At 44.5% G+C, this 26,232-nt stretch carries 19 protein-coding genes; 1 reads left to right on the top strand and 18 read right to left on the bottom strand.

Features of this window, described 5'->3' with window-relative positions; translation table 11 throughout:
- The first annotated feature begins 32 nt into the window (after positions 1 to 32).
- On the top strand, positions 33 to 938 hold the full coding sequence (locus OC443_RS15830; RefSeq protein ID WP_073582947.1) for a LysR family transcriptional regulator: 906 nt from the start codon (positions 33 to 35) through the stop codon (positions 936 to 938).
- Here the strand turns inward: OC443_RS15830 and OC443_RS15835 are convergent.
- The 18 genes from OC443_RS15835 to murE all read right to left on the bottom strand — a co-directional run bounded on the left by OC443_RS15835 (position 829) and on the right by murE (position 26,226).
- Positions 829 to 1,614 (bottom strand): TSUP family transporter, encoded by a 786-nt coding sequence (locus tag OC443_RS15835; RefSeq protein WP_073582949.1) that lies wholly within the window; start codon positions 1,612 to 1,614, stop codon positions 829 to 831. The two genes, OC443_RS15830 and OC443_RS15835, sit on opposite strands and share 110 nt — an antisense overlap.
- 122 nt (positions 1,615 to 1,736) lie before the next feature.
- Positions 1,737 to 2,771: a hypothetical protein gene (locus OC443_RS15840; RefSeq protein WP_073582951.1), complete on the bottom strand. Its 1,035-nt coding sequence runs from the start codon at positions 2,769 to 2,771 to the stop codon at positions 1,737 to 1,739.
- 219 nt (positions 2,772 to 2,990) lie between these two features.
- Positions 2,991 to 6,209: a carbamoyl-phosphate synthase large subunit gene (gene carB, locus OC443_RS15845; RefSeq protein ID WP_073582953.1), complete on the bottom strand. Its 3,219-nt coding sequence runs from the start codon at positions 6,207 to 6,209 to the stop codon at positions 2,991 to 2,993.
- 15 nt (positions 6,210 to 6,224) lie between these two features.
- Positions 6,225 to 7,364: a glutamine-hydrolyzing carbamoyl-phosphate synthase small subunit gene (gene carA / locus OC443_RS15850; protein WP_073582955.1), complete on the bottom strand. Its 1,140-nt coding sequence runs from the start codon at positions 7,362 to 7,364 to the stop codon at positions 6,225 to 6,227.
- A 745-nt stretch (positions 7,365 to 8,109) separates the two neighbouring features.
- Positions 8,110 to 8,919 (bottom strand): 4-hydroxy-tetrahydrodipicolinate reductase, encoded by an 810-nt coding sequence (gene dapB, locus OC443_RS15855; protein WP_073582957.1) that lies wholly within the window; start codon positions 8,917 to 8,919, stop codon positions 8,110 to 8,112.
- 110 nt (positions 8,920 to 9,029) lie between these two features.
- Entirely contained in the window at positions 9,030 to 9,428 is a 399-nt protein-coding gene (gene mutT / locus OC443_RS15860) for an 8-oxo-dGTP diphosphatase MutT (protein WP_073582959.1), read from the bottom strand.
- 85 nt (positions 9,429 to 9,513) lie between these two features.
- On the bottom strand, positions 9,514 to 12,222 hold the full coding sequence (secA, locus tag OC443_RS15865) for a preprotein translocase subunit SecA (RefSeq protein WP_073582961.1): 2,709 nt from the start codon (positions 12,220 to 12,222) through the stop codon (positions 9,514 to 9,516).
- A gap of 508 nt (positions 12,223 to 12,730) precedes the next feature.
- Positions 12,731 to 13,648 carry a UDP-3-O-acyl-N-acetylglucosamine deacetylase gene (lpxC, locus tag OC443_RS15870; RefSeq protein WP_073582963.1) on the bottom strand — a complete coding sequence of 306 codons (918 nt, stop codon included), beginning with the start codon at positions 13,646 to 13,648 and terminating at the stop codon, positions 12,731 to 12,733.
- A gap of 97 nt (positions 13,649 to 13,745) precedes the next feature.
- On the bottom strand, positions 13,746 to 14,954 hold the full coding sequence (gene ftsZ / locus OC443_RS15875; RefSeq protein ID WP_073582965.1) for a cell division protein FtsZ: 1,209 nt from the start codon (positions 14,952 to 14,954) through the stop codon (positions 13,746 to 13,748).
- Positions 14,955 to 14,984: 30 nt separating this feature from the next.
- Positions 14,985 to 16,247, bottom strand: coding sequence for a cell division protein FtsA (gene ftsA / locus OC443_RS15880; protein WP_073582967.1), 1,263 nt, complete (start codon positions 16,245 to 16,247; stop codon positions 14,985 to 14,987).
- On the bottom strand, positions 16,228 to 17,019 hold the full coding sequence (locus tag OC443_RS15885; protein ID WP_073582969.1) for a cell division protein FtsQ/DivIB: 792 nt from the start codon (positions 17,017 to 17,019) through the stop codon (positions 16,228 to 16,230). Before OC443_RS15885 ends, ftsA begins: the two co-directional genes overlap by 20 nt.
- A gap of 179 nt (positions 17,020 to 17,198) precedes the next feature.
- Entirely contained in the window at positions 17,199 to 18,662 is a 1,464-nt protein-coding gene (murC, locus tag OC443_RS15890) for a UDP-N-acetylmuramate--L-alanine ligase (protein ID WP_073582971.1), read from the bottom strand.
- Positions 18,663 to 18,675: 13 nt separating this feature from the next.
- The gene (gene murG, locus OC443_RS15895) at positions 18,676 to 19,716 is read right to left on the bottom strand and encodes an undecaprenyldiphospho-muramoylpentapeptide beta-N-acetylglucosaminyltransferase (RefSeq protein ID WP_370738755.1); all 1,041 of its coding nucleotides are present in this window, start codon (positions 19,714 to 19,716) and stop codon (positions 18,676 to 18,678) included.
- A gap of 7 nt (positions 19,717 to 19,723) precedes the next feature.
- Positions 19,724 to 20,917 (bottom strand): cell division protein FtsW, encoded by a 1,194-nt coding sequence (ftsW, locus tag OC443_RS15900; protein WP_073583227.1) that lies wholly within the window; start codon positions 20,915 to 20,917, stop codon positions 19,724 to 19,726.
- Between the two features lie 21 nt (positions 20,918 to 20,938).
- Positions 20,939 to 22,258 (bottom strand): UDP-N-acetylmuramoyl-L-alanine--D-glutamate ligase, encoded by a 1,320-nt coding sequence (murD, locus tag OC443_RS15905; RefSeq protein ID WP_073582973.1) that lies wholly within the window; start codon positions 22,256 to 22,258, stop codon positions 20,939 to 20,941.
- Between the two features lie 34 nt (positions 22,259 to 22,292).
- The gene (gene mraY, locus OC443_RS15910) at positions 22,293 to 23,375 is read right to left on the bottom strand and encodes a phospho-N-acetylmuramoyl-pentapeptide-transferase (RefSeq protein WP_073582975.1); all 1,083 of its coding nucleotides are present in this window, start codon (positions 23,373 to 23,375) and stop codon (positions 22,293 to 22,295) included.
- A complete protein-coding gene (locus tag OC443_RS15915; protein WP_073582977.1) occupies positions 23,372 to 24,733 on the bottom strand; it encodes a UDP-N-acetylmuramoyl-tripeptide--D-alanyl-D-alanine ligase in 1,362 nt (453 codons plus the stop codon). Before OC443_RS15915 ends, mraY begins: the two co-directional genes overlap by 4 nt.
- Complete coding sequence (murE, locus tag OC443_RS15920) at positions 24,730 to 26,226, bottom strand: UDP-N-acetylmuramoyl-L-alanyl-D-glutamate--2,6-diaminopimelate ligase (RefSeq protein WP_073582979.1); 1,497 nt, start codon at positions 26,224 to 26,226, stop codon at positions 24,730 to 24,732. The genes OC443_RS15915 and murE overlap by 4 nt, the downstream gene beginning before the upstream one ends.
- Between the last annotated feature and the right edge of the window lie 6 nt (positions 26,227 to 26,232).

The raw sequence follows: 26,232 nt of genomic DNA on the forward strand, positions 1-26,232 counted from the left end.
TCTGTCTTAAGTGACAATTCAGGAATAGAGTTATGCTACTGGAAGGGATTGAAACACTGTTAGTTCTGAGCAAAGAAGGGACAATGAGCAGAACCGCCAGCCAGCTGTATATCAGCCAGTCTGCCGTCAGTAAACGAATTACCCGGCTTGAAAACACATTAGGTAAAAAGCTCGTTGTCCCGGATGGCCGCCATATCAAATTAACCAATGATGCAAAACAGTTAATTGACGCTGTCGGCCCGGGGTTTCATCAACTCACGGGTTTGATTTATGACCAGCAGGCACTTGAAGATGACACACTCATCCGTCTCGACTGCTCAGAAACACTCGCCGCCAGCCACCTCTGCCATGTGATAAAAGAACACCTGACGCAGGATCCGTTTATTCGCATCACAACGAATCACACGCCGAGAATCATAGAAAATGTGAGCTCAGGAAAAGCAACCATCGGGTTTTGTGCCGGGCACCTTCCCGGAAGCCATGGCCTGAAAACATATCATCTGAACGATGAGCCGTTCTTCATTATCAGCTCAAAGCCTCTGAAAAAACTGCCTTCTCAGCTAATCACCATTGATCTGTCTAATCCGGCTAACATGTATCAGGCATCTGTTCTCAATCAGCAGAATATCACCCCGGTAATGGAAATGGATTCATACACAGCAGCTGCAAAACTGGCTCTCAGCGATGTAGCCCCAGCTCTCATCCCGTTGTCCGTCATCAAAATTCTGGAAATTCCTCAGGCAAATTACTTTCATTTCAATGAACTGATTCCACTCGACAGGCCTGTCAGCCTCTGCCTGCGAAATATGACCTTCCGGTCACCAAGAATTAAAGCATTGATAACAGCCATTGCTGATGCTGTTCCCACAGCAACTTCAATGCCATCAGAATGCACATCGTCACCACCAAAGGGCGAATCCATTTCTGACCTTTGCTAATCACAATTTTTGCACCGGTTCTGGCACCAAGAAACTGGCCGGCAGCCATCACTAACCCGACCTTCCATATCGGAAGACCTGCAATGATAAAAAAGATGAGCGCTGCAATATTCGAAGTAAAATTCAGCACTTTGGTTCTGGCCGTGGCTTCAACCAGAGAAAAGCGCATCAGTGTCACAAAAGCAATCGCAAAAATAGCGCCGGTTCCTGGTCCGAAGAAGCCATCATAGAAGCCGACACAGGTTCCAATACATAATGCAAAAACAGCTTCAGATATTGCGACAGACTTTTCGCCTGACGAAGATACCGGCTGGGGAACCAACAAAAAATAAGCTGAGATACCAAGCAATAGCAATGGAATCAGGCTGGTTAAAATCGAGGCATCAACCAGTTGAACACACCCTGCCCCGCAAACCGCACCAATAAACGTGCATAATATTGCCAGGCGCATTTCCCGGAGTGAAACCAATCCACTGCGGATAAAATAAAGGGTGGAGGAGAAACTCCCGAAAGAGCCTTGTAATTTATTCGTTGCAATGGCCTGAGCAGGTGGAACGCCAACCGCTAATAAAGCTGGCATCGTGATCAGGCCACCACCACCTGCAATCGCATCGATCCAGCCGGCAATCGCTGCAACAAAAAAAAGCATTGTCAGTAACTCAACAGAAATATCCATTTCATCCCTCATTCATGATTAATAACCCAAACTATCATGAAAAAACAACAAGATATATTGAAACTCCCGATACAAACCTATTCCGTACTTTCATCAATCAGCAAACACCGATGACGATTTCATCAATCTGATATCTTTTCATTCCGGTTGGATAACACCGAAATTTTCTTCACTGATAACGCGATCGGAGATCCCATACCTTCCAGTAAAAGCGTGTCGCCAATAGTGATACCTTGCCATGCAGATTTGGGCACATCACATAAGAGTCTTTCAGTTGAAGGGTCGGAGGATGAACGAAGCCAGAGTTTTCCATCGCAACTTCCTCTTCCATGTCCATACCAGTCATCAGATTTACCGGAAACTTGTTCTATCTGAGTCGAAGGTTCAGAAATCATCATATGTATCGGTACGGCAACACCTTTTACCAGAAAAAACAGACTCATTGGTCCAGAGATGATTAACCCGAAGATAATAAACAGCTGAGTTCCGGGTGTCTCCTCTTTGATGGTTTGACGCGGATTAGAGGAAAAGAATAACAGTGCAAGAAACAGTGCAGATAATGGCCCCCCAATATATAAAAGGGACGGCCAGAATAATTTTTCAAAGGCCGGACTCATCAGTGGATCGATCCATTGCCCTATGCAAAAACCGACTATACATAATGCAATGATAAGGTAAATCAACAAAGCAATTCTTTCCTTCTTTGTCTGCTGATGACCTTGTTCCCGATATTGATCATAGAGATGGGCAATGCTGCATTCGCCCAGAGGCAATAGCTTTTCCTCCAGCTCATCCATTGAACATATCCCTAAATCGATCGAAGCGTCAGCCTTGTCCCAGAACCCCTGACGACGGCTTCGGTTGACAATCGTTAATTCAACGATAAAAGCATCTTTGTCCAGCGGCAAAAGCGAAAAATGCATGATATCTTCTTCACTATCGGCCTTTTTCAGGGATAATCCGGATGTACCTTCCCCCTGATTCAATTTATCCAGTTCCTGCTGCCAGTCAAAGTTTTTCACAAAATCAATTGCTTGCTCAAAGCTCAGTCCGGACTGACTCTCATATTCAATATCCAGTAATTTATGGCCTTCCGGTTGATGGGGGGAGGCCCACTCAACCGTAATGCCATTCTCAGGTAAGTCATTAGAATGCATAGACAATAAAGCTCTTACAAAAATATCAAGAATACTTCAACACTGAAAGAATCTAAATGGGTTATTTGAACAAATTCATCCCCTCTGGAAACGGATGGCACAATAGTTTCCAACCGGATAAAAAAAAGCCTGACAGACAAGTCAGGCTTTTTATAGCAGTAATTTTTATAACAATAGATTTTATAAAAATAGTTTTCTATAACAGGAAACGGCGCAAAACTACTTTATTTTACTATGCATTTCCTGAACTGAAATGACCGAGTTTTTCGGATTAGCAGTATGTGCCATTGCCGTGGCAAACGCAGCATTCAGTGTTGTTGTGTAGTTTACTTTCTCTGCCAAAGCACCACGACGCAGCACTTTCGAGTCTTCAATCGCCTGACGTCCGGAAGCAGTATTAATAATGTAGGTGTACTCATTATTCTTTATGCGGTCCAGAATGTGAGGACGTCCTTCGTGAACTTTGTTCACCAGACGTGGATTAATCCCCGCTTCACCCAGAACAACGGCTGTCCCATGTGTTGCATCAAGATGATATCCCAGATCAAGCAATTGATGTGCTAAGTCGACAACCCGCTGTTTATCACCGGCACGAACGGAAATCAGTGCCCGTCCGCCTTCAGGATAAATATGTCCACAGGCCAGTTCTGCTTTGGCAAACGCTTCTGCAAACGTACTGCCCACACCCATGACTTCACCAGTCGAACGCATTTCAGGCCCAAGAAGCGGATCCACACCCGGGAACTTGTTAAACGGTAAAACAACTTCTTTCACTGAGTAATAAGGCGGGATAATTTCCTGAGTGAATCCCTGTTCAGTCAGAGACTGACCAGCCATCACACGGGCAGCAATTTTAGCCAGTGGCGCACCGGTTGCTTTAGAGACAAACGGCACAGTCCGTGCTGCACGTGGATTCACCTCAATCAGGTAGACTTCATTATTCTTCACCGCAAACTGGGTATTCATTAATCCACGAACGCCAAGTTCAAAAGCAAGTTTTTCCACCTGCTCGCGCATGACATTCTGGATTTCCGGGCTCAGAGTATAGGGAGGCAGAGAACATGCAGAATCACCGGAGTGAACCCCTGCCTGCTCGATATGTTCCATAATGCCGCCGATCACAACCCGCTCACCATCACAGATCGCGTCAATATCAACTTCGATGGCGTCATCAAGGAAGTGATCGAGCAAGACCGGAGATTCATTCGAGACACTCACAGCTTCGTTGAAGTAACGACGTAAGTCCGCCTCGTCATACACGATTTCCATCGCCCGGCCACCCAACACGTAAGAAGGGCGGACAACTAATGGATAACCAATTTTCTCAGCCTTATCAACAGCCTGCTCAATTGCTGTAACAGTTGCATTTTCAGGCTGCTTCAGGCCCAGGCGCTCAACCGCTTGCTGGAAACGTTCACGGTCTTCAGCCCGGTCGATCGCATCAGGACTGGTTCCGATAATCGGCACACCAGCAGCTTCAAGCTCACGTGCCAGCTTCAATGGTGTTTGGCCACCATATTGAACAATCACACCGGTGGGCTGCTCAACCCGGGCAATCGATAACACATCTTCAAGTGTGACCGGCTCGAAATAGAGGCGATCAGACGTGTCATAGTCAGTAGAAACAGTTTCCGGGTTACAGTTGACCATAATGGTCTCATAACCGTCTTCACGTAGCGCAAGTGATGCATGAACACAGCAGTAGTCAAACTCAATCCCCTGACCAATCCGGTTCGGACCACCGCCCAGAACCATGATTTTCTTCTGGCTGGTTGGCTGAGCTTCACACTCTTCATCGTAAGATGAATACATATATGCTGTTGAAGAAGCGAATTCTGCCGCACAGGTATCCACACGCTTGTAAACCGGATAAATGCTGAACTGGTCACGCAGACGGCGAATTTCATTTTCTGAAACACCAACCAGCTTGGATAACCGGGCATCGGAGAAACCTTTCCGCTTCACCTGGCGCAGCACATCTTCAGTCAGTCCGGCAAAACCACTGGCTTTCAATTGCTCTTCGAGACGCACCAGCTCTTCTATCTGTACGAGGAACCAGCGGTCAATATTCGTCAGCTTAAAGATGCCATCGACAGAAAGACCTGCACGGAAAGCATCCGCGATATACCAGATTCGTTCTGCACCCGCTTCTTTCAGTTCCTGACGAATCCGGGTTAATGCATCCGGAGATTCAAGATCAACAATCTCATCAAATCCAGTCGCACCGACTTCCAAACCTCTTAACGCTTTTTGCAGAGATTCCTGCTGGTTACGGCCAATCGCCATGACTTCACCCACAGATTTCATCTGTGTGGTCAGACGATCATTTGCTCCGGCAAATTTCTCGAAGTTAAAACGCGGAATCTTAGTGACAACATAATCAATCGTTGGCTCAAATGAAGCCGGTGTAACCCCACCGGTAATATCATTGGTAAGCTCATCAAGTGTAAACCCGACAGCCAGCTTTGCTGCAATTTTCGCGATAGGGAAACCTGTCGCTTTAGAAGCCAGCGCAGAAGAACGGGATACCCGTGGGTTCATTTCAATGATAACCATCCGGCCATCTTTTGGATCGATACCAAACTGAACGTTAGAACCACCGGTTTCAACACCGATTTCACGTAACACAGCCAGGGAAGCATTCCGCATCAGCTGGTATTCTTTGTCCGTCAGTGTTTGCGCTGGTGCAACCGTAATCGAGTCACCGGTATGAATTCCCATCGGGTCAAAGTTCTCAATCGAGCAGACGATGATACAGTTGTCATTTTTATCCCGGACAACTTCCATCTCGTACTCTTTCCAGCCAATCAGCGATTCATCAATCAGCAATTCGTTGGTTGGAGAAAGGTCAAGCCCGCGGCTACAGATTTCTTCAAACTCTTCTTTGTTATAAGCAATACCGCCACCGGTGCCGCCCATTGTAAAGGACGGGCGGATAATACAAGGGAAGCCGACTTTATCGAGCACCTGATAAGCTTCTTCCATCGTTTTCGCAGTATCTGCACGCGGGCATTCCAGACCGATGGATTTCATTGCAGCATCAAAACGAGAGCGGTCTTCTGCTTTATCAATCGCATCGGCAGTTGCCCCAATCATTTCCACGCCGAACTCAGCCAGAACACCGTGACGATCTAAATCAAGCGCACAATTCAACGCTGTCTGGCCACCCATGGTTGGTAACACTGCATCGGGACGCTCTTTTTCAATAATCTTACGAACAACTTCCCACTGAATTGGCTCGATATAAGTAGAATCAGCCATTTCAGGATCGGTCATAATTGTTGCCGGGTTCGAATTGACAAGAATAACCCGGTAACCTTCCTCTTTCAGAGCTTTACATGCCTGAGCTCCAGAGTAGTCAAACTCACAAGCCTGACCAATGACAATAGGACCAGCACCCAGGATGAGAATACTTTTTATGTCGGTACGTTTTGGCATTATCTGTAACTCCGGTTAAGCGCTGTGTTTTTGAATCAGTTCAATAAAATGGTCGAAAAGTGGTGCCGCATCATGTGGCCCCGGACTTGCTTCAGGGTGTCCCTGGAAGCTGAAAGCAGGTTTATCTGTCCGGTGAATGCCCTGCAAAGAACCATCAAATAAAGACTTATGCGTGGCTTTAAGATTATCCGGTAAAGATACTTCATCCGCTGCAAAACCGTGGTTTTGAGAAGTAATCATCACAACGTTCCGTTCGATATCTTTGACAGGATGGTTTGCACCATGGTGACCAAATTTCATTTTGACTGTTTTGGCACCGGAAGCCAGCGCCAGAATCTGGTGACCCAGACAAATGCCAAAAACCGGCAGTCCTTTATCCAGAAAAGTTTTAGTCGCTTCAATCGCATAAGTACAGGGTTCAGGATCACCCGGACCATTTGATAAGAAGATACCGTCAGGATTCATAGCCAAAACTTCTTCAGCCGGGGTTTCTGCTGGCACGACGGTCAGGCGGCAACCCCGGTCAACAAGCATGCGTAAAATATTACGTTTTGCTCCGAAATCATAAGCCACAACATGATAAGGAAGGTCTTTCTCCTCTTTCGGACAAGGTAAACCGGCTTCAAGTGACCAGGAACCCTGAGTCCACTGATATGATTCCTTCGTCGTGACTTCTTTTGCTAAATCCATGCCTTTTAATCCGGGAAATTCTTTTGCTTTTGTTAAAGCTAAAACTTCATCCAGATTATCCCCGGCCATGATACAACCATTCTGGCTGCCTTTTTCTCTTAAAATACGGGTGAGCTTCCGGGTATCTATATCAGCAATACCAACAATATTTTTAGCTTTGAGGTATTCAGACAATGTCTGTTCACTTCTGAAATTAGAAGCGACAAGCGGAAGATCCCGAATCACAAGCCCTTGAGCATGAACAGCGGAAGATTCTTCATCTTCGGCATTGGTTCCGGTGTTTCCAATATGGGGATAGGTAAGAGTTACGATTTGCTGGGAATAGGAAGGGTCAGTGAGGATTTCTTGATACCCCGTCATCGAGGTATTAAAAACGACTTCACCAACGGAAATCCCATCTGCGCCAATGGATGCTCCGTGGAACACTGTCCCATCTTCAAGGACTAACAGTGCTGACTTACTCAAGACAACCTCCAGAATAAAAATTCAAAAAAAACAAATTAAACTGCAAATTCATCTTTCTTACTTGCTATTTATGAACACCATAGCGTATTTCGGACAAATTGGGCACATTTTATAGATGAGTGTGATTTCTGTCAACATACAAGCAATTAAAAGCTTGGATTTTTAACCCCTTGAAATAGAAAACACACCAAAAGCATCAAAAAACCATCTTTATTATAGTAAATTTGTCGTTCTGAGATAAAAGAACATCATAAAAAAAATTGTAGATCAAAACTCACAGGGAAAAATTATAAAAACAAAAGCAATCGATTAACCTGCAAAGATAACTGCTATTTTTATTTTTTTTAATCAAAAATAGCGTTGTAATACTCATAAATATCAGAAAAATCGCTTATCAATGCAGAGACTAAGAAAGAAAATTACAGTCTGGATAGGTTCAGAAGTGAATGCGCCAAATACAATTGACGCATAATTATGTATAACCCAAGCAACCTAAAGATGCAGGATTCAGCGTGCAGCCGAAAGGTGCAGTTCAAGGAAAGGGAATGCGGGAATGTACCCACCTTTCAAATTCACTTGACGCAGAAATGTGCCTTTCAGCTCACGCCCTGCGGGTGAGTTTGTCAGGCTCTGATACGGCGTGACTGATTTTCAACGTAGAATGACTCTATTTTCAAATCAGTGCCTTGTCTCAGAGCCTGACAAATCTCACTGAACCCTGCATCTTCAGGTTGCTTGGGTATAGTTAAAGGTCATTAAGAGAAAGGACATCGGTCATTGTATACAGACCGGAAGGTTTAGCCGCAAGCCAGACCGCCGCTTTTATCGCACCATTTGCGAATGTCATCCGGTCTGTTGCTCTGTGAGAAATTTCAACAATTTCTCCGATATCTGCAAACATGGCAGTATGCTCACCGACGATATCGCCGGCACGGACAGTCGCAAAGCCAATCTCATCACGAGCTCTTTCTCCGGTAATTCCTTCCCGGGCATAAACCGCCACGTCACTGAGTTTATTTCCCATTGCTCCGGCAATCGCTTCTCCCATCCCTAATGCAGTACCGGATGGCGCATCAACTTTATGGCGATGATGTGCTTCTATGATCTCGATATCGCAATAGTCACCCATCACCTTTGCTGCTTTCTCCAGTAACTTAAATACCAGATTCACACCTACACTATAGTTTGGTGCCATAACAACCGGGATAGATTGAACATACTGTTCAATCATTAACTTTTCAGATTCAGAGAACCCTGTCGTCCCTATCACGATAGCTTTCTGATGTTTTTTACAAAGCTCAAGGTTTTTTATTGTACTTACCGGCACAGTGAAATCGACAATAACATCAAAGTCATCAATCACACTCTCCAGGTTATCAACCAGACTGACGCCAAAATGTCCTTCACCACATAATTCACCGACATCAACCCCGATTAATGATGATTCAGATCTTTCTGAGCCAGCACCAACCAATGCATCGGAGTGATGACGTGCTGCTTTGACAAGATTACGCCCCATCCTGCCAGCAGCTCCTGCGATTGCAATTTTTATCATTGCTTATTTCTCCATGTTAGTCAGATATGAATACAGCCCGGGGAGTCTGTTATTCATTTAATCTATTTAAACTATCAATATTCTTCAAATGTGACCAGCATGAAAGCAAACTATGAATATTTTTTTACCACTTTTTCTACGATAACAATGTTGGCCGCCGGGAACTTATATTGTCCCAGCGCACTGATATCTACCCATTGACCCGACTGCCCTTCTTTTCCATAAGGCTCCCCGGTAAATGCGGTCACTAACATAAAGTCAAAGACCAAAGATTTATCCGGATAGTCATATTCAAAGTGCTCGAAACATTGCTGTTCTTTAATTTCAATACCAATTTCTTCATCCAGTTCACGGCTCATCGCTGCTTCAATCGATTCATCCGTTTCAACTTTCCCTCCGGGAAACTCCCACAGCCCCCCCTGATGAAGATGTTCCGGACGTTTTGTGATATAGATTTGTGATTGCTGTGTGTTCAGGATAATTGCGGCAACTATATGAGTTCTCTTCATTCTGACTTCACTCTTTTTCGATATTAATAAAAAAGCCGCTATACAATTACAGCGGCTTATTTCTTTATAAATAACTAACGGCTAATCAGGCAATTTTTCCGTGGCAATGCTTATATTTTTTACCGCTTCCACATGGACAAGGTTCATTTCGCCCGACCTTTCGCTCTTCACGAACCATTGGCTGATGATTTTCATCCTGTTCCTCACGAATACCGCCGTGCTGTGTTTGAGCATGTCTTGCAGCTTCTTCAGCCTGAGCTCTGCGTCTTGCTTCCATCTCATCAACGTCTTCAGGCTGTTGAACTCTGACTTTTGACAGCACTGAAACAACATCAAATTTCAATGAGTCCAGCAAATCTTCAAACAGTTCAAAAGATTCGCGCTTATACTCTTGTTTCGGGTTCTTTTGCGCGTAGCCGCGCAGATGAATCCCCTGACGCAAGTGGTCCATCGCAGATAAATGTTCTTTCCACAATGTATCCAGAGTCTGTAACATGACCGATTTTTCAAAATTACGTAAAACCTCAGCGCCAACAAGAGACTCTTTCTCCTGGTACACTTTCACTGATTCTTCAATGATCCGCTCACGCAGCGCCTCTTCGTATAATTTATCATCTTCATCCAGCCAAACCTGAATTGGCAGATCCAAATCAAAATCATGCTTCAACCGGTCCTGCAGACCAGAGATATTCCACATATCATCAAGTGATTGTGGTGGAATATATTCATCAATCGCAGTCGTCAATACATCGAAACGATTTTGCTCAATCATCTCGCTAATGTCTTCCGCATCCATCAGCTCATCGCGTAACTCGTAAACAACTTTACGCTGATCGTTCGCAACATCATCATACTCAAGCAACTGCTTACGAATATCAAAGTTGCGGCCTTCAACCTTACGCTGCGCTTTTTCTATAGAGCGTGAAAGCAATTTACTTTCAATCGCTTCACCTTCATCCATACCACTTTGAATTAAGCCAGCCATTCTGTCCGAAGTGAAAATGCGAAGCAGAGAATCTTCCATCGACAAATAGAAGCGGGAAGAACCGGCATCACCCTGCCGTCCGGAACGACCACGCAACTGGTTATCAATCCGGCGGGATTCATGTCGTTCAGTACCAATAATATGTAAACCACCGGATTCAAGAACTTTGTCATGTTCAACTTGCCAGGATGATTTAATCTGATCGATTTGCTCCTGATCCGGATTATCCAGTTGATCAACTTTAGCCTGCCAGCTTCCTCCCAGTACAATATCTGTACCACGGCCAGCCATGTTTGTTGCGATTGTCACTGCTGCGGGCATTCCAGCCTCAGCAACAATTTCCGCTTCTTTTTCATGGAACTTAGCATTCAGAACATTGTGTTTAATTTTTGCTTTTTTCAGTGCCTGGGAAAGTAACTCTGATTTCTCAATAGAGACAGTACCCACCAGAATTGGCTGTCCTTTTTGAACACGCTCTTTGATATCTTCGATAATTGCTGCAAACTTCTCAGCTTCGGTTCGATACACAACATCAGGCATGTCATCACGAATCATTGGGCGATTTGTTGGGATGACAACAGTATCAAGGCCATAAATGGACTGAAACTCAAAAGCTTCTGTATCGGCTGTACCTGTCATACCTGATAGTTTTTCATAAAGCCGGAAATAGTTCTGGAAGGTAATTGATGCCAGTGTCTGGTTCTCATTCTGGATTTTCACACCTTCTTTCGCTTCAACAGCCTGGTGTAAACCATCAGACCAGCGTCTGCCCGGCATAGTTCTGCCTGTATGCTCGTCAACGATGACAACTTCACCATCTTCATTAACGATATAATCAACATCTTTTTCGAATAGTACGTGAGCACGTAAGGCAGCATTGACATGGTGCAATAAGCTGATATTAGCTGGTGAATACAAAGTCTCACCTTCAGCCATAAGCTTACTTTCAACTAATAACTCTTCGACATACTCTTGACCCGTCTCAGTGAAATAAACCTGTTTGGCTTTTTCATCAACGGTATAGTGACCGGTTCCACGGTACTCCTCAGAATCTTCCTGCTCCTGTTGTTCCAGATTTGGAATTAAAGCATTAACCCGGGTATAAAGTTCTGAACTGTCTTCTGCCGGGCCTGAGATAATCAGTGGTGTACGGGCTTCATCAATTAAAATCGAATCCACTTCATCGACAATGGCAAAGAAACGGGCACGCTGAACACGATCTTCCTTGCGGAAAGCCATGTTATCCCGGAGATAGTCAAAACCGAATTCATTGTTTGTACCGTACAAAATATCAGCCTGATATGCTTCCTGCTTTTCCGGAGGCATCATACCAGGAACATTGACACCAACGGTCATACCCAAAAACTCAAACAAGGGACGATTTGTTTCCGCATCCCTTTTCGCTAAGTAGTCATTCACCGTGACAACATGAATACCATGCCCTGGCAAAGCATTTAGATAAGCTGGCAACGTTGCAGTCAGAGTTTTACCTTCACCGGTTCTCATCTCTGCAATACGTCCACCATTCAAAACCATGCCGCCAATTAACTGAACATCAAAGTGACGCATACCAAAAACACGCTTTGATGCTTCACGAACAGTTGCAAATGCTTCCGGAAGCAATTGTTCCAGAGTTTCTCCCTGAGAAAGGCGCTCACGAAATTCCACAGTTTTGGCTTTCAGTTCATCGTCAGATAAAGCTTCAAATGCAGGCTCATAATTATTAATTTGTTTTACTATTTTTCTCAGGCGACGCAATGTTCTGTCATTGCGACTACCAATAACCTTGGTCAGTAGCTTAGTTATCATTTTAATACGAATCTCTCTGTTGTTCGCTCACCAGGCGATCTATTCCTATGCCATCAGTCTCTACCAGTTCTCAACTAAGTGTACTGAGATATATCATAAACCTTAGATATTGAGGTACATTAGTGGCTTTTCAAGGCAATACATTGATATTGAGGCCATAGTTTAAATAATTTCACATTATGTACAAAACTCAACAAGATACAAATTTATGTTTTACAAACTATGAGCCCAAAAATCATCAGTTTCAATCAACAATTTTAATTACAACAATATAAATTCTTCAGTTCAAAACCCTTAAAACATAGTATGTTACATTCGATTTCATCGTCATCGAACATCGTTGGATAACCTGTAGTAAATAAACACTCACAAAATATATACTCATAGATTGATATCAATTTAATGCGGCAAAAAATGGCCGGTTATTCAATCAATAAGTCCGATACAAACACACATAAAAAAACCAGACGCTAAACGTCTGGTTTTTTCAGAAAACAATAAACGATTATCAGGCAAAGACCATGTTTGGCTCTGCAAATGCAACCGGAGAACCTGCTTCTTCAGCATAAGTGGTCCATTCCCAGGCATCCTGATTCAAAAGCAATGCCCGCAAAAGTTGGTTGTTCAGCTGATGACCCGATTTGTATGCTCTGAACTCACCAATCAAAGCATGACCACACATATATAGATCACCTATTGCATCCAGTACTTTATGCGTCACAAATTCGTTTGAGAAGCGCAGGCCATCTTTATTTAAGATTCGATAATCATCCAAAACAATTGCACAATCAAATCCACCACCCAGACAAAGTTTTTGCGATTGCAAATACTCAATATCATGCATAAAACCAAAGGTTCTGGCACGGGAAATATCTTTTACAAATGACTGAGAGGAAAAATCAAAACGTAAATGTTGCTCAGTAGATTCAATAGCCGGGTGATTGAAGTCAATTTCAAAGTCCATCCGAAAACCATGATATGGCACTAACTCAGCCCATTTATCACCGTCTTCAAACCGAACAGGCTTTTTGATACGAATAAATTTTTTAGGTGAATTCTGAATTTCAATCCCTGCTTGCTGAAGAAGGAACACAAATGGGCTTGCACTCCCGTCCATAATTGGAATCTCAGGGGCATCTACTTCAACAATAATGTTGTCAATCCCCATACCAGCAAGAGCAGCAGTTAAATGTTCTACCGTTGAAATTCGCACACCATCATCATTGACTAAAGCAGTACACAACATTGTGTCCCGGACATTCTCTGGCCTGGCCGGGAAATCCACAGGCGGATTCAGATCCGTACGACGATAAATAATACCGGTATTTACGGCAGCTGGACGAAGAGTAAGCGTTACTTTACGTCCCGAGTGAAGCCCTACCCCGGTTGTTTTAACGATTTCTTTCAGAGTACGTTGTCTGATCATCTGCCTGCCTCAATATCAGTACTACAAAATATGACCGATTCATAAATCGGTCACACATTCTATCATCAATGATCACATCTTCAAACTTCGATGTAAATCAATCAGCCTGACGACGCAAAAAAGCAGGAATATCCAAATAACCGCTTTCTTTCTCTTTAGGCGCGGTATTCTGACCACCACCCTGAGTTTTTGCCTGCGAAGGCTGAGGTTTTGTCTCAACATTCCCTTGCAAGTTCGATGCCACCTTCTTCTCTTCCGAAGCGGCAACTGGTGCTGTAACCGGGGCTTGAGGCGCTTTTTGAGGTGGGTTTGCTTTCCCACCAGCAACCAACGTGATATCCGGTTTTTTCTCATTGCCAATTCCTGTAGCAACAACTGTAACCCGGATTTCATCGGCCATATCAGGGTCAAGCGAAGTACCTATCACAACTGTTGCATTATCAGAAGCAAACGCTTTGACCGTGTTACCAACCGTCTCAAACTCATCTAAACGCATATCAAGACCAGCGGTGATATTGACTAGCACCCCTCGGGCACCTGCAAGATCGATATCTTCCAAAAGAGGGCTGGAGATCGCCATCTCAGCAGCTTCTTCTGCGCGATCATCGCCACTGGCAACACCACTTCCCATCATCGCGTGGCCCATTTCAGACATGACAGTTCTCACGTCAGCAAAGTCCACATTGATCATCCCTGGCCGGGTAATCAGTTCAGCAATGCCCTGAACTGCATTTTTTAACACATCATTTGCATTTGCAAATGCTTCTAAAAGCGTTATACCCCGCCCCAGAACTTTGAGCAATTTCTCATTAGGAATCGTAATCAAAGAATCGACATGCTTTGACAATTCTTCTATTCCCTGCTCTGCAAACGCCAACCGCTTTTTGCCTTCAAAGCTGAATGGCTTAGTCACTACAGCAACGGTAAGTATGCCCAACTCTTTTGCTACTTCAGCAATGACAGGTGCACCACCAGTTCCTGTTCCGCCACCCATTCCGGCCGCTATGAACACCATATCGGCGCCAACAAGTGACTCTTTAATTTTTTCTTTATCTTCGAGAGCTGCATCACGTCCTACTTGAGGATTTGCACCAGCACCCAAACCTTTTGTGATATCACCACCAATTTGGATTACGGTACTGACACTTGTCTTACGAAGTGCTTGAGCATCTGTGTTCACACTGATGAATTCCACACCTTCGATGGATTCACGCACCATGTGTTCTACGGCATTACCACCACCGCCACCAACCCCAACGACTTTAATTACAGCATCGTCAGACATTTCCATCATCGGTTCAAACATGTGTTATCTCCGTTTTTCCTGCAACTCAGGTTAAAACTCTTTTTGTATCCAGTTACGCAAGCGTCCAATCAAACCAGACATAGACTGACGCTTTGGCTCATTGTAGTCTGTCTCATCAATAATCTGACTATCTTTTGCATAATGAAGTAAACCAACAGCCGTCGCATGGTACGGCTCTTTAACATAATCAGTAAGTCCACTGACCTCGAAAGGTTTCCCGACCCTGACTTGATTTCGAAACACGCGCTCCGCACATTCAACTACACCTTCAATTTGTGCGGCACCTCCAGTCAGAACTACTCCGGCAGCCAAATGATGTTTTACACCTTCCATTCTGAGCTTTTCCTGAACTGAGTCTATTGTTTGATGAACAAGCCCCATTAATTCAGTGTAGCGAGGCTCTATAACTTCAGACAAGGTTTGTCGTTGTAAACTTCGGGAAGGACGTCCCCCAACACTGGGAACATTCACAGTATCGTCCTTACTTACCAGTTCACTCAAAGCACAACCATACTTCACTTTAATTTCTTCGGCATCACTTACAGGCGTCCCAAACGCAAACGCGATATCATTCGTCACCGCATTACCTGCATAGGAGAACACTTCTGTATGTCGTAAAGCTCCACCTGTCCAAATTGCAATATCCATTGTGCCAGCGCCAATATCAACGACGCAAACACCGAGTTCTCGTTCATCTTCAGTAATTACAGCATTACTCGCAGCTAAACCAGAATAAACTAACTGTTCAACTTTTAAACCACATCTTTCAACCGCTTTAATAATATTTCGTGCCATATCATTATGGCACGAAATGATGTGCACACTAACTTCCATACGTACACCTGATAAGCCTAGCGGATTTTTTATACCTTCCTGGTAATCAATTGTAAATTCTTGAGGAATGACATGAAGAATTCGCTGTTCATCACTTATTTTTATTGACTTTGCGGTATGAATGGCCTGATCCATGTCGTCCTGTGAGACTTCCTCATCAGAAATAGTCCCCATACCTTTTTCTATGCGGCTGGCAATATGTTTTCCTGAAATAGAAAGAAATACATTGTTAATCTGGCATTCAGCCATCAACTCAGCTTGATCTATTGCCCGCTGAACAGACTTTACAACTGACTCTAAATCGTTGACACCACCTTTGTCCATGCCTCTGGAAAGGCTCGTACCGGCTCCGATTATATTAATCTGGCCATCAGGCAATACCTCTCCAACCAAAGCTGAGACACAAGCCGTGCCAACATCAAGACCTACAATTATGTTGTCATCGGTCATTTTTGTCATTTGTACTATTTTGTCCTAAATCTTGCTGAGGAAACCATCCCACAGCAGCACCAGTATCATACCTGAGGTCAATATAACTTATCTTGTCAACATCCTGGCCAAGATACTGATAAAGCATAAAAAAACGCTTAATTCTTTCTGAGATGGATTCTTTACCCAACTCCAGCCGAATGCCATTATCCAGTATAACTTGCCAGGCTCGCCGTTCATTCAGAACAAGAGAAGAAATATTTAATCCGACTTTGTTAAATAACGGATTATACTCTCGCCACATATTGAGAACTTCAGAACCTGAATCTTCCGGGCCATATAGCCGGGCATATTCACCATGCACAAGCCCCGGGTCACCATTAAAAACAATACCATGCGTATCAATTAAGGCTTGTCCGTTCCATATTGCCTGAACCTGATGTTCAGTCAAAAAAACCTTAATCGTATTCGGCCACTGCTTTCGGATGGATGCATGTGAAACCCATGGAATTTCCTGAACGCACGCTTGTAATTCATCCACATCCTGAGACATAAAAGTCCCAATATGCTCTAACCTGGCAAAAGCGTGCTGAACATCTTGTGCTGTAACATATTCCAAGTCCCCCTGTAATATAATTTTAGACAGAGGCAACCGATTATCATCCCACATCCAGCTTAATGTGGCATATAGCAACACACATACAACAGTAAAAACAAAAAATAAAAAAACACAGCCACTGGCATGTTGTTTTATCCATGATGTTTCTGATTGCTGATGACCATCCTCTAAAACTAATTTCATTCAGATCACTTTTATGCCACCAACAAAATAACACTTATGTTTGCAATAATAATCACGGCAAAAGCACTTACTTTAACTTTCGGATTATACTGAGCTCCGAAAAAGTATCAAACAAAGAACTTCAGAAATTTATATTTGATGCCAACTTACTCAATATCGTGCTAATTTTTCACAACCAGCTATTCCATTAGTTTCATTTTTTCTATCTGAAGCTCCAACGCTGCGAGTTGCTTTGCCACTCTGCCAATATCACCAGCCCCCTGAGTCAGGAGCAGGTCACCATCTTGTAATACATTTGCCAGAACAGAGGGTAAAACCTGACTGTCAGAAACAAAAATCGGATCCAGTTTCCCCCGGCTTCTGATCGTTCTGCACAAAGAACGGCCATCTGCCCCTGCAATGGGCTTTTCTCCTGCCGCGTATACATCCAGCATAATCAATACATCAACTTTCTCTAATGTATTCACAAAGTCATCATATAAATCTCTGGTCCGGCTGTAACGATGCGGTTGAAAAATCATCACGAGCCTTTTTTCCGGCCAGCCGTTCCTTGCGGCCTGAATCGTTACGCTGACTTCCGTCGGATGATGGCCATAATCATCGACCAGCATCACTTGCCCATTGCCGGTTTCAAACTCACCCAGATCATCAAAACGCCGTCCGGTTCCCTGAGTATTTTCCATTGCCCGGAGAATCACATCATCCTGTATTTCATCTTCTGTTGCGACAGCAATTGCTGCAGCTGCATTCAAAGCATTATGGCGACCAGGAATATTCAAAGTAATAGGTAATGAATTCTCACCTTTACGGGTAATTGTAAATTTACCCTGCTGTCCTATTTGAGCATAGTCCTCTATTTGCACATCTGCATCTGTGGAAAAACCATAGGTAATCACTTGCCGGCTGATTTGAGGAATTAACTCCCGGATAACCGGGTCATCAATACATAAAATAGCCTGGCCATAGAACGGAAGTTTATGAATGAAATCGATAAACGTCTGTTTCAGGGAATCGAAGTTACCCTGATAGGTATCCATATGATCCGCTTCAATATTTGTAACAATACTTACCATAGGTTGCAGATGAAGGAATGATGCATCACTCTCATCAGCTTCCGCAATCAAAATCCGGCTTGAACCCAGCCGGGCATTGGTGCCGGCGCTTTTCACCAAACCGCCATTCACAAAAGTCGGATCCAGGCCTGCCTCAAAATAAATCTGCGTCACTAATGCAGTTGTGGTGGTCTTACCATGCGTGCCTGCGACTGCAATCCCATGCCGGAAACGCATGAGTTCTGCCAGCATCTCCGCCCTTCTGACGACCGGAATTCGCTTTTCTTTAGCTTCCAGTATTTCAGGATTATCTTTATCAATAGCAGTAGAAACGACGACAACACTTGCCTGAGCAACATTTTCCGGCAAGTGCCCGATAAAAATTTCGGCTCCTTTTGCCCGTAATCTTTTTGTGACCGGATTCTCTGCAATATCTGAGCCAGTTACACGATAGCCTTCATTCAACAAAACTTCTGCAATGCCACTCATACCCGCACCGCCGATTCCAACGAAATGGATACTCTTAACTCTGCGCATTTCAGGAATAATTGCCCGAAGTTGTGTTAAATCAGGTGTATGTTTAATTGTCATTATTGATAATCCACTACTCTGTTAAAGCAATAATTGCATCAGCAACGATTTTATCTGCGTCATTCTTCGCCAAATCACGGGCTTTTATCGCCATATTGACCAACTGTTCTCTTTTCAGAGCAGCAATTGCATCCGCCATTTTCCGGGGAGACAAGTCGGGTTGCTCGATCATTTTAGCTGCACCATGCTGAATAAGATGTTCCGCATTTAATGCCTGCTGCCTGTCTTTATGCATAAATGGAACAAATATCGCGGCAACCCCGGCGGATGAAATTTCTGAAACCGTCAAAGCGCCCGAGCGGCATACAACGATATCGGCCCACTGATAAATTTCAGCCACATCATCGATGAACTCAGTCACTTTAACCTGAGAAACACCTTGTTGCTCATATAAAGTTTCAACTTCCGCTTGCTGTCCTTTTCCTGCCTGATGGCAAATGTCAAACGCTTCTTCCAGCAAAGCAACCGATTGTGGCAGGGTTTGATTTAAAATCCGAGCCCCCTGGCTTCCGCCCATCACAAGAATACGAATGGCTCCCTGACGATCTTTCATTCGCTCCTGAGGCGACGCCAGTTCAATCACATCCCGTCTGACGGGGTTACCGACGACCTCAGCATGTTCAAAAGCACCGGGGAATGCCTGAAAGACCCGCTTTGCAATTTTAGAAAGCCACCGGTTCGTGAGCCCGGCCACCGCATTTTGCTCGTGTAACACCACAGGAATACCAAGTGACCATGCTGCAACACCACCGGGACCACTCACGTATCCGCCCATGCCTAAAACAACATCAGGCTGAAAACGCTTCATATGCCGGCGAGCCTGAATGATTGCCTGAATAATCTGGAATGGTGCCTTCACTAAACGCAGAAGGCTTTGTCCTCTCAATCCTTTTATCTGAATAAAATCAATCCCAATCTGATGGCGGGGAACTAAATCAGCTTCCATCCGATCGGCAGTGCCAAGCCAGCGGATCTCCCACCCTTGTTGCTGCAACACTTTTGCAACCGCCAGTCCGGGAAAAACATGTCCTCCGGTACCACCGGCCATCACCATGAGCCGTTTATTTTTTGTCTTCATTTTCATATACAGTGTCTGTCTGACATAAAGCCAGTCTGCGTTCAAAATCAATTCGCAATAAAATGGAAACAGCAACAGACATAATAATCAGACTGGAGCCGCCATAACTAATCAGGGGAAGAGTCAAACCTTTTGTCGGCACAATACCAGCGGCAGCACCGACATTCACCAGTGTTTGAAAAGCGAACCAAATCCCAATCCCAAATGCGAGGTAACCACCAAATTGCTGCTCACTCTGAAATGCTTGTTTCCCAATAAATACAGCCTTTAAAACCAAAGCCATCAACAATGCCAGTACCAGAACAACCCCAATAAAGCCCAGTTCTTCAGCTAATACAGCAAACACAAAGTCAGTATGCGCCTCAGGCAAATATTCCAGCTTCTGGATAGAATTCCCTAACCCCTGACCAAACCAGCTTCCCCGGCCAAACGCCATCAAAGACTGGGTCAACTGATAGCCACTGCCAAACGGGTCATCCCATGGGTCTAAAAAAGAGGTGACCCGGCGAATCCGGTAAGGCTCTGCAACAATCAGCCCGATAACCGACATAACACCCGCAACCATGAGAGCGATAAACTGAGACAGTTTGGCACCAGCAATAAACAACATGCCAAACAGGGTTACCAACATCACAATGACTGTACCTAAATCTGGCTGCATCAAAAGTAAGACAGCAAGGCACGAGAACACCATGATAGGCTTCATGAAACCACCAAAGAAAGTCTGCCGGACTTCATCCTGCTTTCTGACTAAATAGCCTGACATAAAAATAAACAAAGACAGCTTAGCCAGTTCTGCCGGCTGAAGATTAAACAGCCCGAGAGGAATCCAGCGCGATGCACCATTTACTGATTTCCCCAGTACTAAAACGATGATTAAAAGAAACAGAGAAACACCCAGCAATAGTGAACTATATTGAAACCACCGCTGAGTCGGCACCTGCATCACAACGGATGAGACAATGATAGCCAACAGTAAAAATGTTGCATGCCGGAACATAAAATGAAATGGCTGCTCAGTTAAGCGGGAGCTCACAGGGAAAGATGCTGAAGTAACCATGACAAGGCCAACCAACATTAAGCCCAGAGCAATCCAAACTAATTGTCTGTCATACAGCACATCCGGGTCAGGGGTCGTTAGTTTCTCTTTAACAACAGATATAATTTTCAGAAAAATAGTCACAATATACCTGTTAAGCTAAGCAAAACGATGAGCCAGTCGGGCAAATGCATCTCCACGCGCCATGAAGTTTTTATACTGATCAAAACTGGCGCAGGCCGGAGAAAGCATCACAATATCTCCACTTTTCAATTCAGGCGTAATCTCCTGAAGCGCATCCTCCATTGTCCCGTATAACCGGGCTGACGAATGGAGCGCCATAAACTGTTTGCCATCTCTGCCAAAACAACATAATTCCAGATTCAGGGAAGAGAGTACCGGCTTCAATGGTGAAAAGTCGGCCCCTTTTCCGACACCGCCAACTAAAAGGTACAACCGGCCATTTAGTTGCAATCCCGACAGGGCAGCTAAGGTACTGGCGACATTGGTTGCTTTTGAGTCATTCACCCATTTTATACCATGTCGCTCTTCAACCAGCTGACAGCGATGAGTCAAGCCCATGTAATTTTTTAAAGCATCAAGGTGACTCAGATAATCGATATCAGCAAGATGCAATAATGCAATGACAGTCAATGCATTGGCAACATTATGCCTGCCAACCAGACGCAAGGTACCCGTTTCAATAACAGGCTGCCCTTTGGCTGAAAGATATTCAGTACCGTCAACCATTTCGACCGAGAAATCAGCAGGCTGATTCAATGAAAAACGTACCTGATTCCCGGAGAAATTCTCAGGATATGTTGCCGGGTCATCCTGATTCACTACGATCGATTCTGCATGAGAAAATATTCTCAGCTTCGCCTGGCGATAGGCTGCCATACTGTCATATCGATCCATATGGTCTTCAGACAAATTGAGAAAAGCAGCCGCTTTTACCCGTAAATGACTGGTTGTTTCCAACTGAAAGCTGGAAAGTTCCAAGACATAAAGGTCCATCGCCCCGTCAATTAAATCAAGTGCAGGAACGCCAATATTACCACCAACACCGACTTTAAGTCCGGCAGCTTCTGCCATTTTTCCGGTTAAATCTGTAACCGTACTTTTCCCGTTAGATCCCGTAATGGCAATCACAGGCTGATGCACGTGCCATGCGAATAATTCAATATCTCCGACAATCGCCACGCCACGGCTCCGGGCTGATTGCAACTCCGGCGTTGCCAGCGATATTCCCGGATTAACGACGACTAAATCAGCTTTATTTAACCATTCAGTACGCCACCCCCCCTGATACATTTCAACATCTCCGGGCAATTGCTCAATGCCCGGTGGCGCCTCACGGGTATCCATCACCTGAACAGCAACTTCCGGGTGATATTTTTGAATATACTTCACAACAGACAGGCCGGTAACACCCAGCCCAACTACAACAACCTGCCTGATATCCTGCCAACGGTTCATCTTATGTACCACTTATTGTGACTGACAATAAAAATCAGCGAACTTTTAAAGTTGCGAGACCAATGAGGACAAGAACAATAGAAATAATCCAAAACCGAACGATCACTCTTGGCTCTGGCCACCCTTTTAACTCATAGTGATGATGAATCGGTGCCATCCGGAAAATCCGCTGTCCTCTGAGCTTATATGAACCAACCTGAAGAATCACCGAAAGTGTTTCCATCACAAAAACACCGCCCATAATCACCAACAAAAATTCCTGACGGACTAACACAGCAATAGTCCCGAGAGCTCCTCCCAAAGCCAGAGAACCAACGTCCCCCATAAAAACCTGAGCCGGATATGTGTTAAACCAGAGGAAACCTAATCCTGCACCCACAATTGCGGTGCAGACAACAGATAACTCAGATGCATTGGCGATATATGGGATATGTAAATAAGTTGCGAAGTTCACATTACCAGTCGCCCAGGAAATCACACCAAAGCCGGCAGCAACTAAAACAGTCGGCATAATAGCCAGCCCATCAAGACCATCCGTCAGGTTAACCGCATTACTGGTTCCGACAATAACAAAATAACTCAGGACAATATAAAACATCCCCAGTTGCGGCATGACTTCTTTAAAGAAAGGTACAACCAGCTGGGTTGCAGCGGTATCTTTACCATACGCATATAAAAAGAAAGAAATGATCAAAGCTATCAGGGATTGCCAGAAATACTTCCAACGAGCGATTAAACCATCCGTATTTTTACGCACAACTTTACGGTAGTCGTCAATAAAACCAACAATACCGTACCCCACCAGAACAAAGAGCACGGCCCAGATATACGGATTGGTCAGATCAGTCCAGAGTAAAACCGTTAATACAATAGACGCTAAAATCATCACGCCGCCCATCGTTGGTGTACCCTGTTTACTAAAATGGCTTTCTGGACCATCGTCCCGGACAACCTGCCCGATTTGCAGCAACTGAAGCCTTTGAATCAAACGGGGCCCCATCCATAACGACAATGCCAGAGCAGTCAAAATACTGACAATCGCTCTGAACGATAAATATTCAAATAACCGAAAAAAAGAAAAATATGGCTGTAGTAACTCTGCAAGCCAAATAATCATGCGTATTTCTCCTTGAGAGCAGTCACGACTTTACTCATGCCTGCACTATGAGCCCCTTTCACCAACAATACATGTTGTGCCAGATTCTCTTTATCTAATCCACTATTAATATAATCAATAATATCCTGATGAGAGTCAAAATGGATCCCACCACATATCTCACTGATAACTTTAGTTTCACTTCCATAGGTCAGAATATGTTCGAAACCAAATGTTGCTGCATGTTCACCGACCTGTCGGTGAAGCGCAACGGCTTCGCTTCCCAGCTCAGCCATATAGCCCAGAATAAGCCATCGTTCTGAAGGAAAACGTCCTAACATATCTGCAGCAGCCAGCATTGAAGGGACACTAGCATTATAGCTATCATCAATCAGACGGATATGCGCCGTCAATTGAGACACATCACACCGGCCGGCAATATTTTTGGATAATTCCAGCCCCGCCTGGATGTCATCCAGTTTAGCTCCGGCCTCCATTGCTAAAGCAGCAGCAGCCAACGCATTATTCACATTATGTACGCCCATAATTCCAAGGTTAATTTCACAGGAGCCTTTGGGAGTATGTAACACAAAACCCGGGTACGCCATTTCATCAGAAGTGATTGAAGAAACACAATAGTCGGCCTGAGGATCTGTCACAGATATCGTTTTTACCACCTTATCATGCAAAGCTTCCTGCCAGAGCTTACCGCCACAACTGTCAAGATTTACAATAGCAATACCGCCGGGCTTTAAACCTTTGTAAATTTCACCTTTCGCTGTTTTTACGCCATCTATCGAACCGAAACCTTCCAAATGGGCAGCCGCAACATTATTAACTAAAGCAATATCAGGACAAACCAGGCCAGCGGTATAATCAATTTCACCTGTATGATTGGCACCCAGCTCAATGATCGCGACATCATCTTCGGGTCGTGAGCGCAACAAAGTCAAAGGAACACCGATATCATTATTCAGATTCCCGTGAGTATACAGAACAGCCCCTTTCCGGGATAAGATTGTCGCTGCCATTTCTTTCACCGTTGTTTTGCCACAACTTCCGGTAATGGCAATCGTCGGTGTATCACATTGCTGGTGTATCCATGAAGCAATAACACCCAACGCGATTTTCGTATCAGACACAACAAGTTGCGGTACTGCTGCAGCGACTGCCCGGCTGACAAGAACCGCTGAAGCGCCTTTTTCAATGGCCTGCGTAATAAAATTATGCCCATCAAAACGTTCACCGGCCAGAGCAACAAAAAGTGCACCAGGTTTAATATCTCTTGTATCAGTGGAAACAGATGAGATAATGCAATCTTCACCATTTATTTTGGTTCGCAGCAATTGTGCCAGTTGATTTAAAGTGGAGTCGATCATAGTGTCAGTCCCAGTAATTGTTGTGCTGATTCGCGATCAGAATAGTGAACAACGCCTTCAGCAAGAACCTGATAATCTTCATGACCCTTACCCGCAATCAAAATAATATCCTTTGCCTGAGAATGCTCTAAAGCATATTGAATCGCTTCGTACCGGGAATGCTCTACAGAAATGTTTTCCGGGTGATTCACCCCGCTTACCATCTCCTGAATAATCAATTCAGGGGACTCATTTCTGGGATTATCATCTGTCAGTACAATCTTATCAGCAAGAGACTCTGCAATTTTCGCCATCATTGGCCGTTTTCCTTTATCCCGGTTTCCTCCGCAGCCAAAAATGGCCCACAGATTCCCCTGACAATGTCCTCTGAGGGCTGACAATGCTTTCTCAAGCGCGTCGGGCGTATGGGCATAATCAACGACAAGTTTTGCTTTTCCCGGCGTATGGAATAATTCCATTCTGCCAATCACAGGTGTTAACTCTGGCGCTGCTTCTATCAACTGTTCCTTATCTACCCCTAAAACCAGTAATGCAGCCAGAGAAAGCAATATATTGCTGGCATTAAATTCACCGATCAGTGGTACAGAAAAAGTGCCTGTCCCCCAGGAGCTATCAAAAGAGAGCGTCATACCACTTTCAGTATATTGAATCTCAGTTGCCCATAACGCTGACTTCGCTTCAGGCCTCCCAACCAAAGACACTGCAACTGCATTTTCCATTTCAATCAGCCAGCGTTTTCCCAACGGGTCATCAGCATTAATCACGGCATGACGGCACTGATGCGTGGTAAATAATAATTTCTTCGCCTCGCCATACGCGTCCATATCGCCATGATAATCAAGGTGGTCACGGCTGAGATTAGAAAATATCCCCACATCAAAGTTCAAGGCTTTCACCCGACCCTGGACCAATCCATGAGATGAAACTTCCATCGCTGTATAGTCGGCCTCCTGATCCAACAGTTCTGACAAATGCTTTTGAATTGCCACCGCACTTCCGGTCGTATTGATCGCAGGTTTCAGTTGTCCGGGAAAACCATTTCCGGCAGTTCCCATCACTGCTGCCTTTTTATCTGATAAAGTCAGCCACTGCGCGATAAGTTGAGCAATCGTTGTTTTACCATTTGTACCGGTTACCGCAATTAAAAAGTGTTGATGGCTTGGATGGTTGTATAAACGACCGGCCAGTTCAGATAAATGTTTATCCAGCTCATTCAGATATAAAACCCAGGCTTCATCGATCAGATCTGTCTCACCATGAGGATGCTGTTCATCTGCCTGAGCCAGCACCAGATTTGCACCTTTCGATGCAGCAGAAGCGATATAGTCCCGGCCATCAACCTGATGCCCGATAATCGCGACAAAAGTATCTCCGGGCTGAACCTGTCGGCTGTCCAGTTCCAGACGATTAATACAGAAATCAGGGCAATTGGTCTGCTCAAGCTCAATCCAGGGAGAGATAAGTGTCGACAGAACAATTCTTTCATTGGCCATATTGCA

Source organism: Vibrio quintilis, assembly GCF_024529975.1.
In the GTDB taxonomy this organism is placed as follows: Bacteria; Pseudomonadota; Gammaproteobacteria; order Enterobacterales; family Vibrionaceae; genus Vibrio; species Vibrio quintilis.

Excerpts from the sequence above, each read along its gene's own strand:
- mraY (WP_073582975.1), bottom strand. The coding sequence starts at position 23,375 with ATGATTATTTGGCTTGCAGAGTTACTACAGCCATATTTTTCTTTTTTT.
- lpxC (WP_073582963.1), bottom strand. The coding sequence starts at position 13,648 with ATGATCAGACAACGTACTCTGAAAGAAATCGTTAAAACAACCGGGGTA.
- carB (WP_073582953.1), bottom strand. The coding sequence starts at position 6,209 with ATGCCAAAACGTACCGACATAAAAAGTATTCTCATCCTGGGTGCTGGT.
- secA (WP_073582961.1), bottom strand. The coding sequence starts at position 12,222 with ATGATAACTAAGCTACTGACCAAGGTTATTGGTAGTCGCAATGACAGA.
- ftsA (WP_073582967.1), bottom strand. The coding sequence starts at position 16,247 with ATGACAAAAATGACCGATGACAACATAATTGTAGGTCTTGATGTTGGC.
- OC443_RS15840 (WP_073582951.1), bottom strand. The coding sequence starts at position 2,771 with ATGCATTCTAATGACTTACCTGAGAATGGCATTACGGTTGAGTGGGCC.
- murC (WP_073582971.1), bottom strand. The coding sequence starts at position 18,662 with ATGACAATTAAACATACACCTGATTTAACACAACTTCGGGCAATTATT.
- dapB (WP_073582957.1), bottom strand. The coding sequence starts at position 8,919 with ATGATAAAAATTGCAATCGCAGGAGCTGCTGGCAGGATGGGGCGTAAT.
- mutT (WP_073582959.1), bottom strand. The coding sequence starts at position 9,428 with ATGAAGAGAACTCATATAGTTGCCGCAATTATCCTGAACACACAGCAA.
- murE (WP_073582979.1), bottom strand. The coding sequence starts at position 26,226 with ATGGCCAATGAAAGAATTGTTCTGTCGACACTTATCTCTCCCTGGATT.
- OC443_RS15915 (WP_073582977.1), bottom strand. The coding sequence starts at position 24,733 with ATGATCGACTCCACTTTAAATCAACTGGCACAATTGCTGCGAACCAAA.
- murG (WP_370738755.1), bottom strand. The coding sequence starts at position 19,716 with ATGGTGATGGCCGGTGGTACCGGAGGACATGTTTTTCCCGGACTGGCG.
- murD (WP_073582973.1), bottom strand. The coding sequence starts at position 22,258 with ATGAACCGTTGGCAGGATATCAGGCAGGTTGTTGTAGTTGGGCTGGGT.
- OC443_RS15885 (WP_073582969.1), bottom strand. The coding sequence starts at position 17,019 with ATGAAATTAGTTTTAGAGGATGGTCATCAGCAATCAGAAACATCATGG.
- OC443_RS15835 (WP_073582949.1), bottom strand. The coding sequence starts at position 1,614 with ATGGATATTTCTGTTGAGTTACTGACAATGCTTTTTTTTGTTGCAGCG.
- ftsZ (WP_073582965.1), bottom strand. The coding sequence starts at position 14,954 with ATGTTTGAACCGATGATGGAAATGTCTGACGATGCTGTAATTAAAGTC.
- OC443_RS15830 (WP_073582947.1), top strand. The coding sequence starts at position 33 with ATGCTACTGGAAGGGATTGAAACACTGTTAGTTCTGAGCAAAGAAGGG.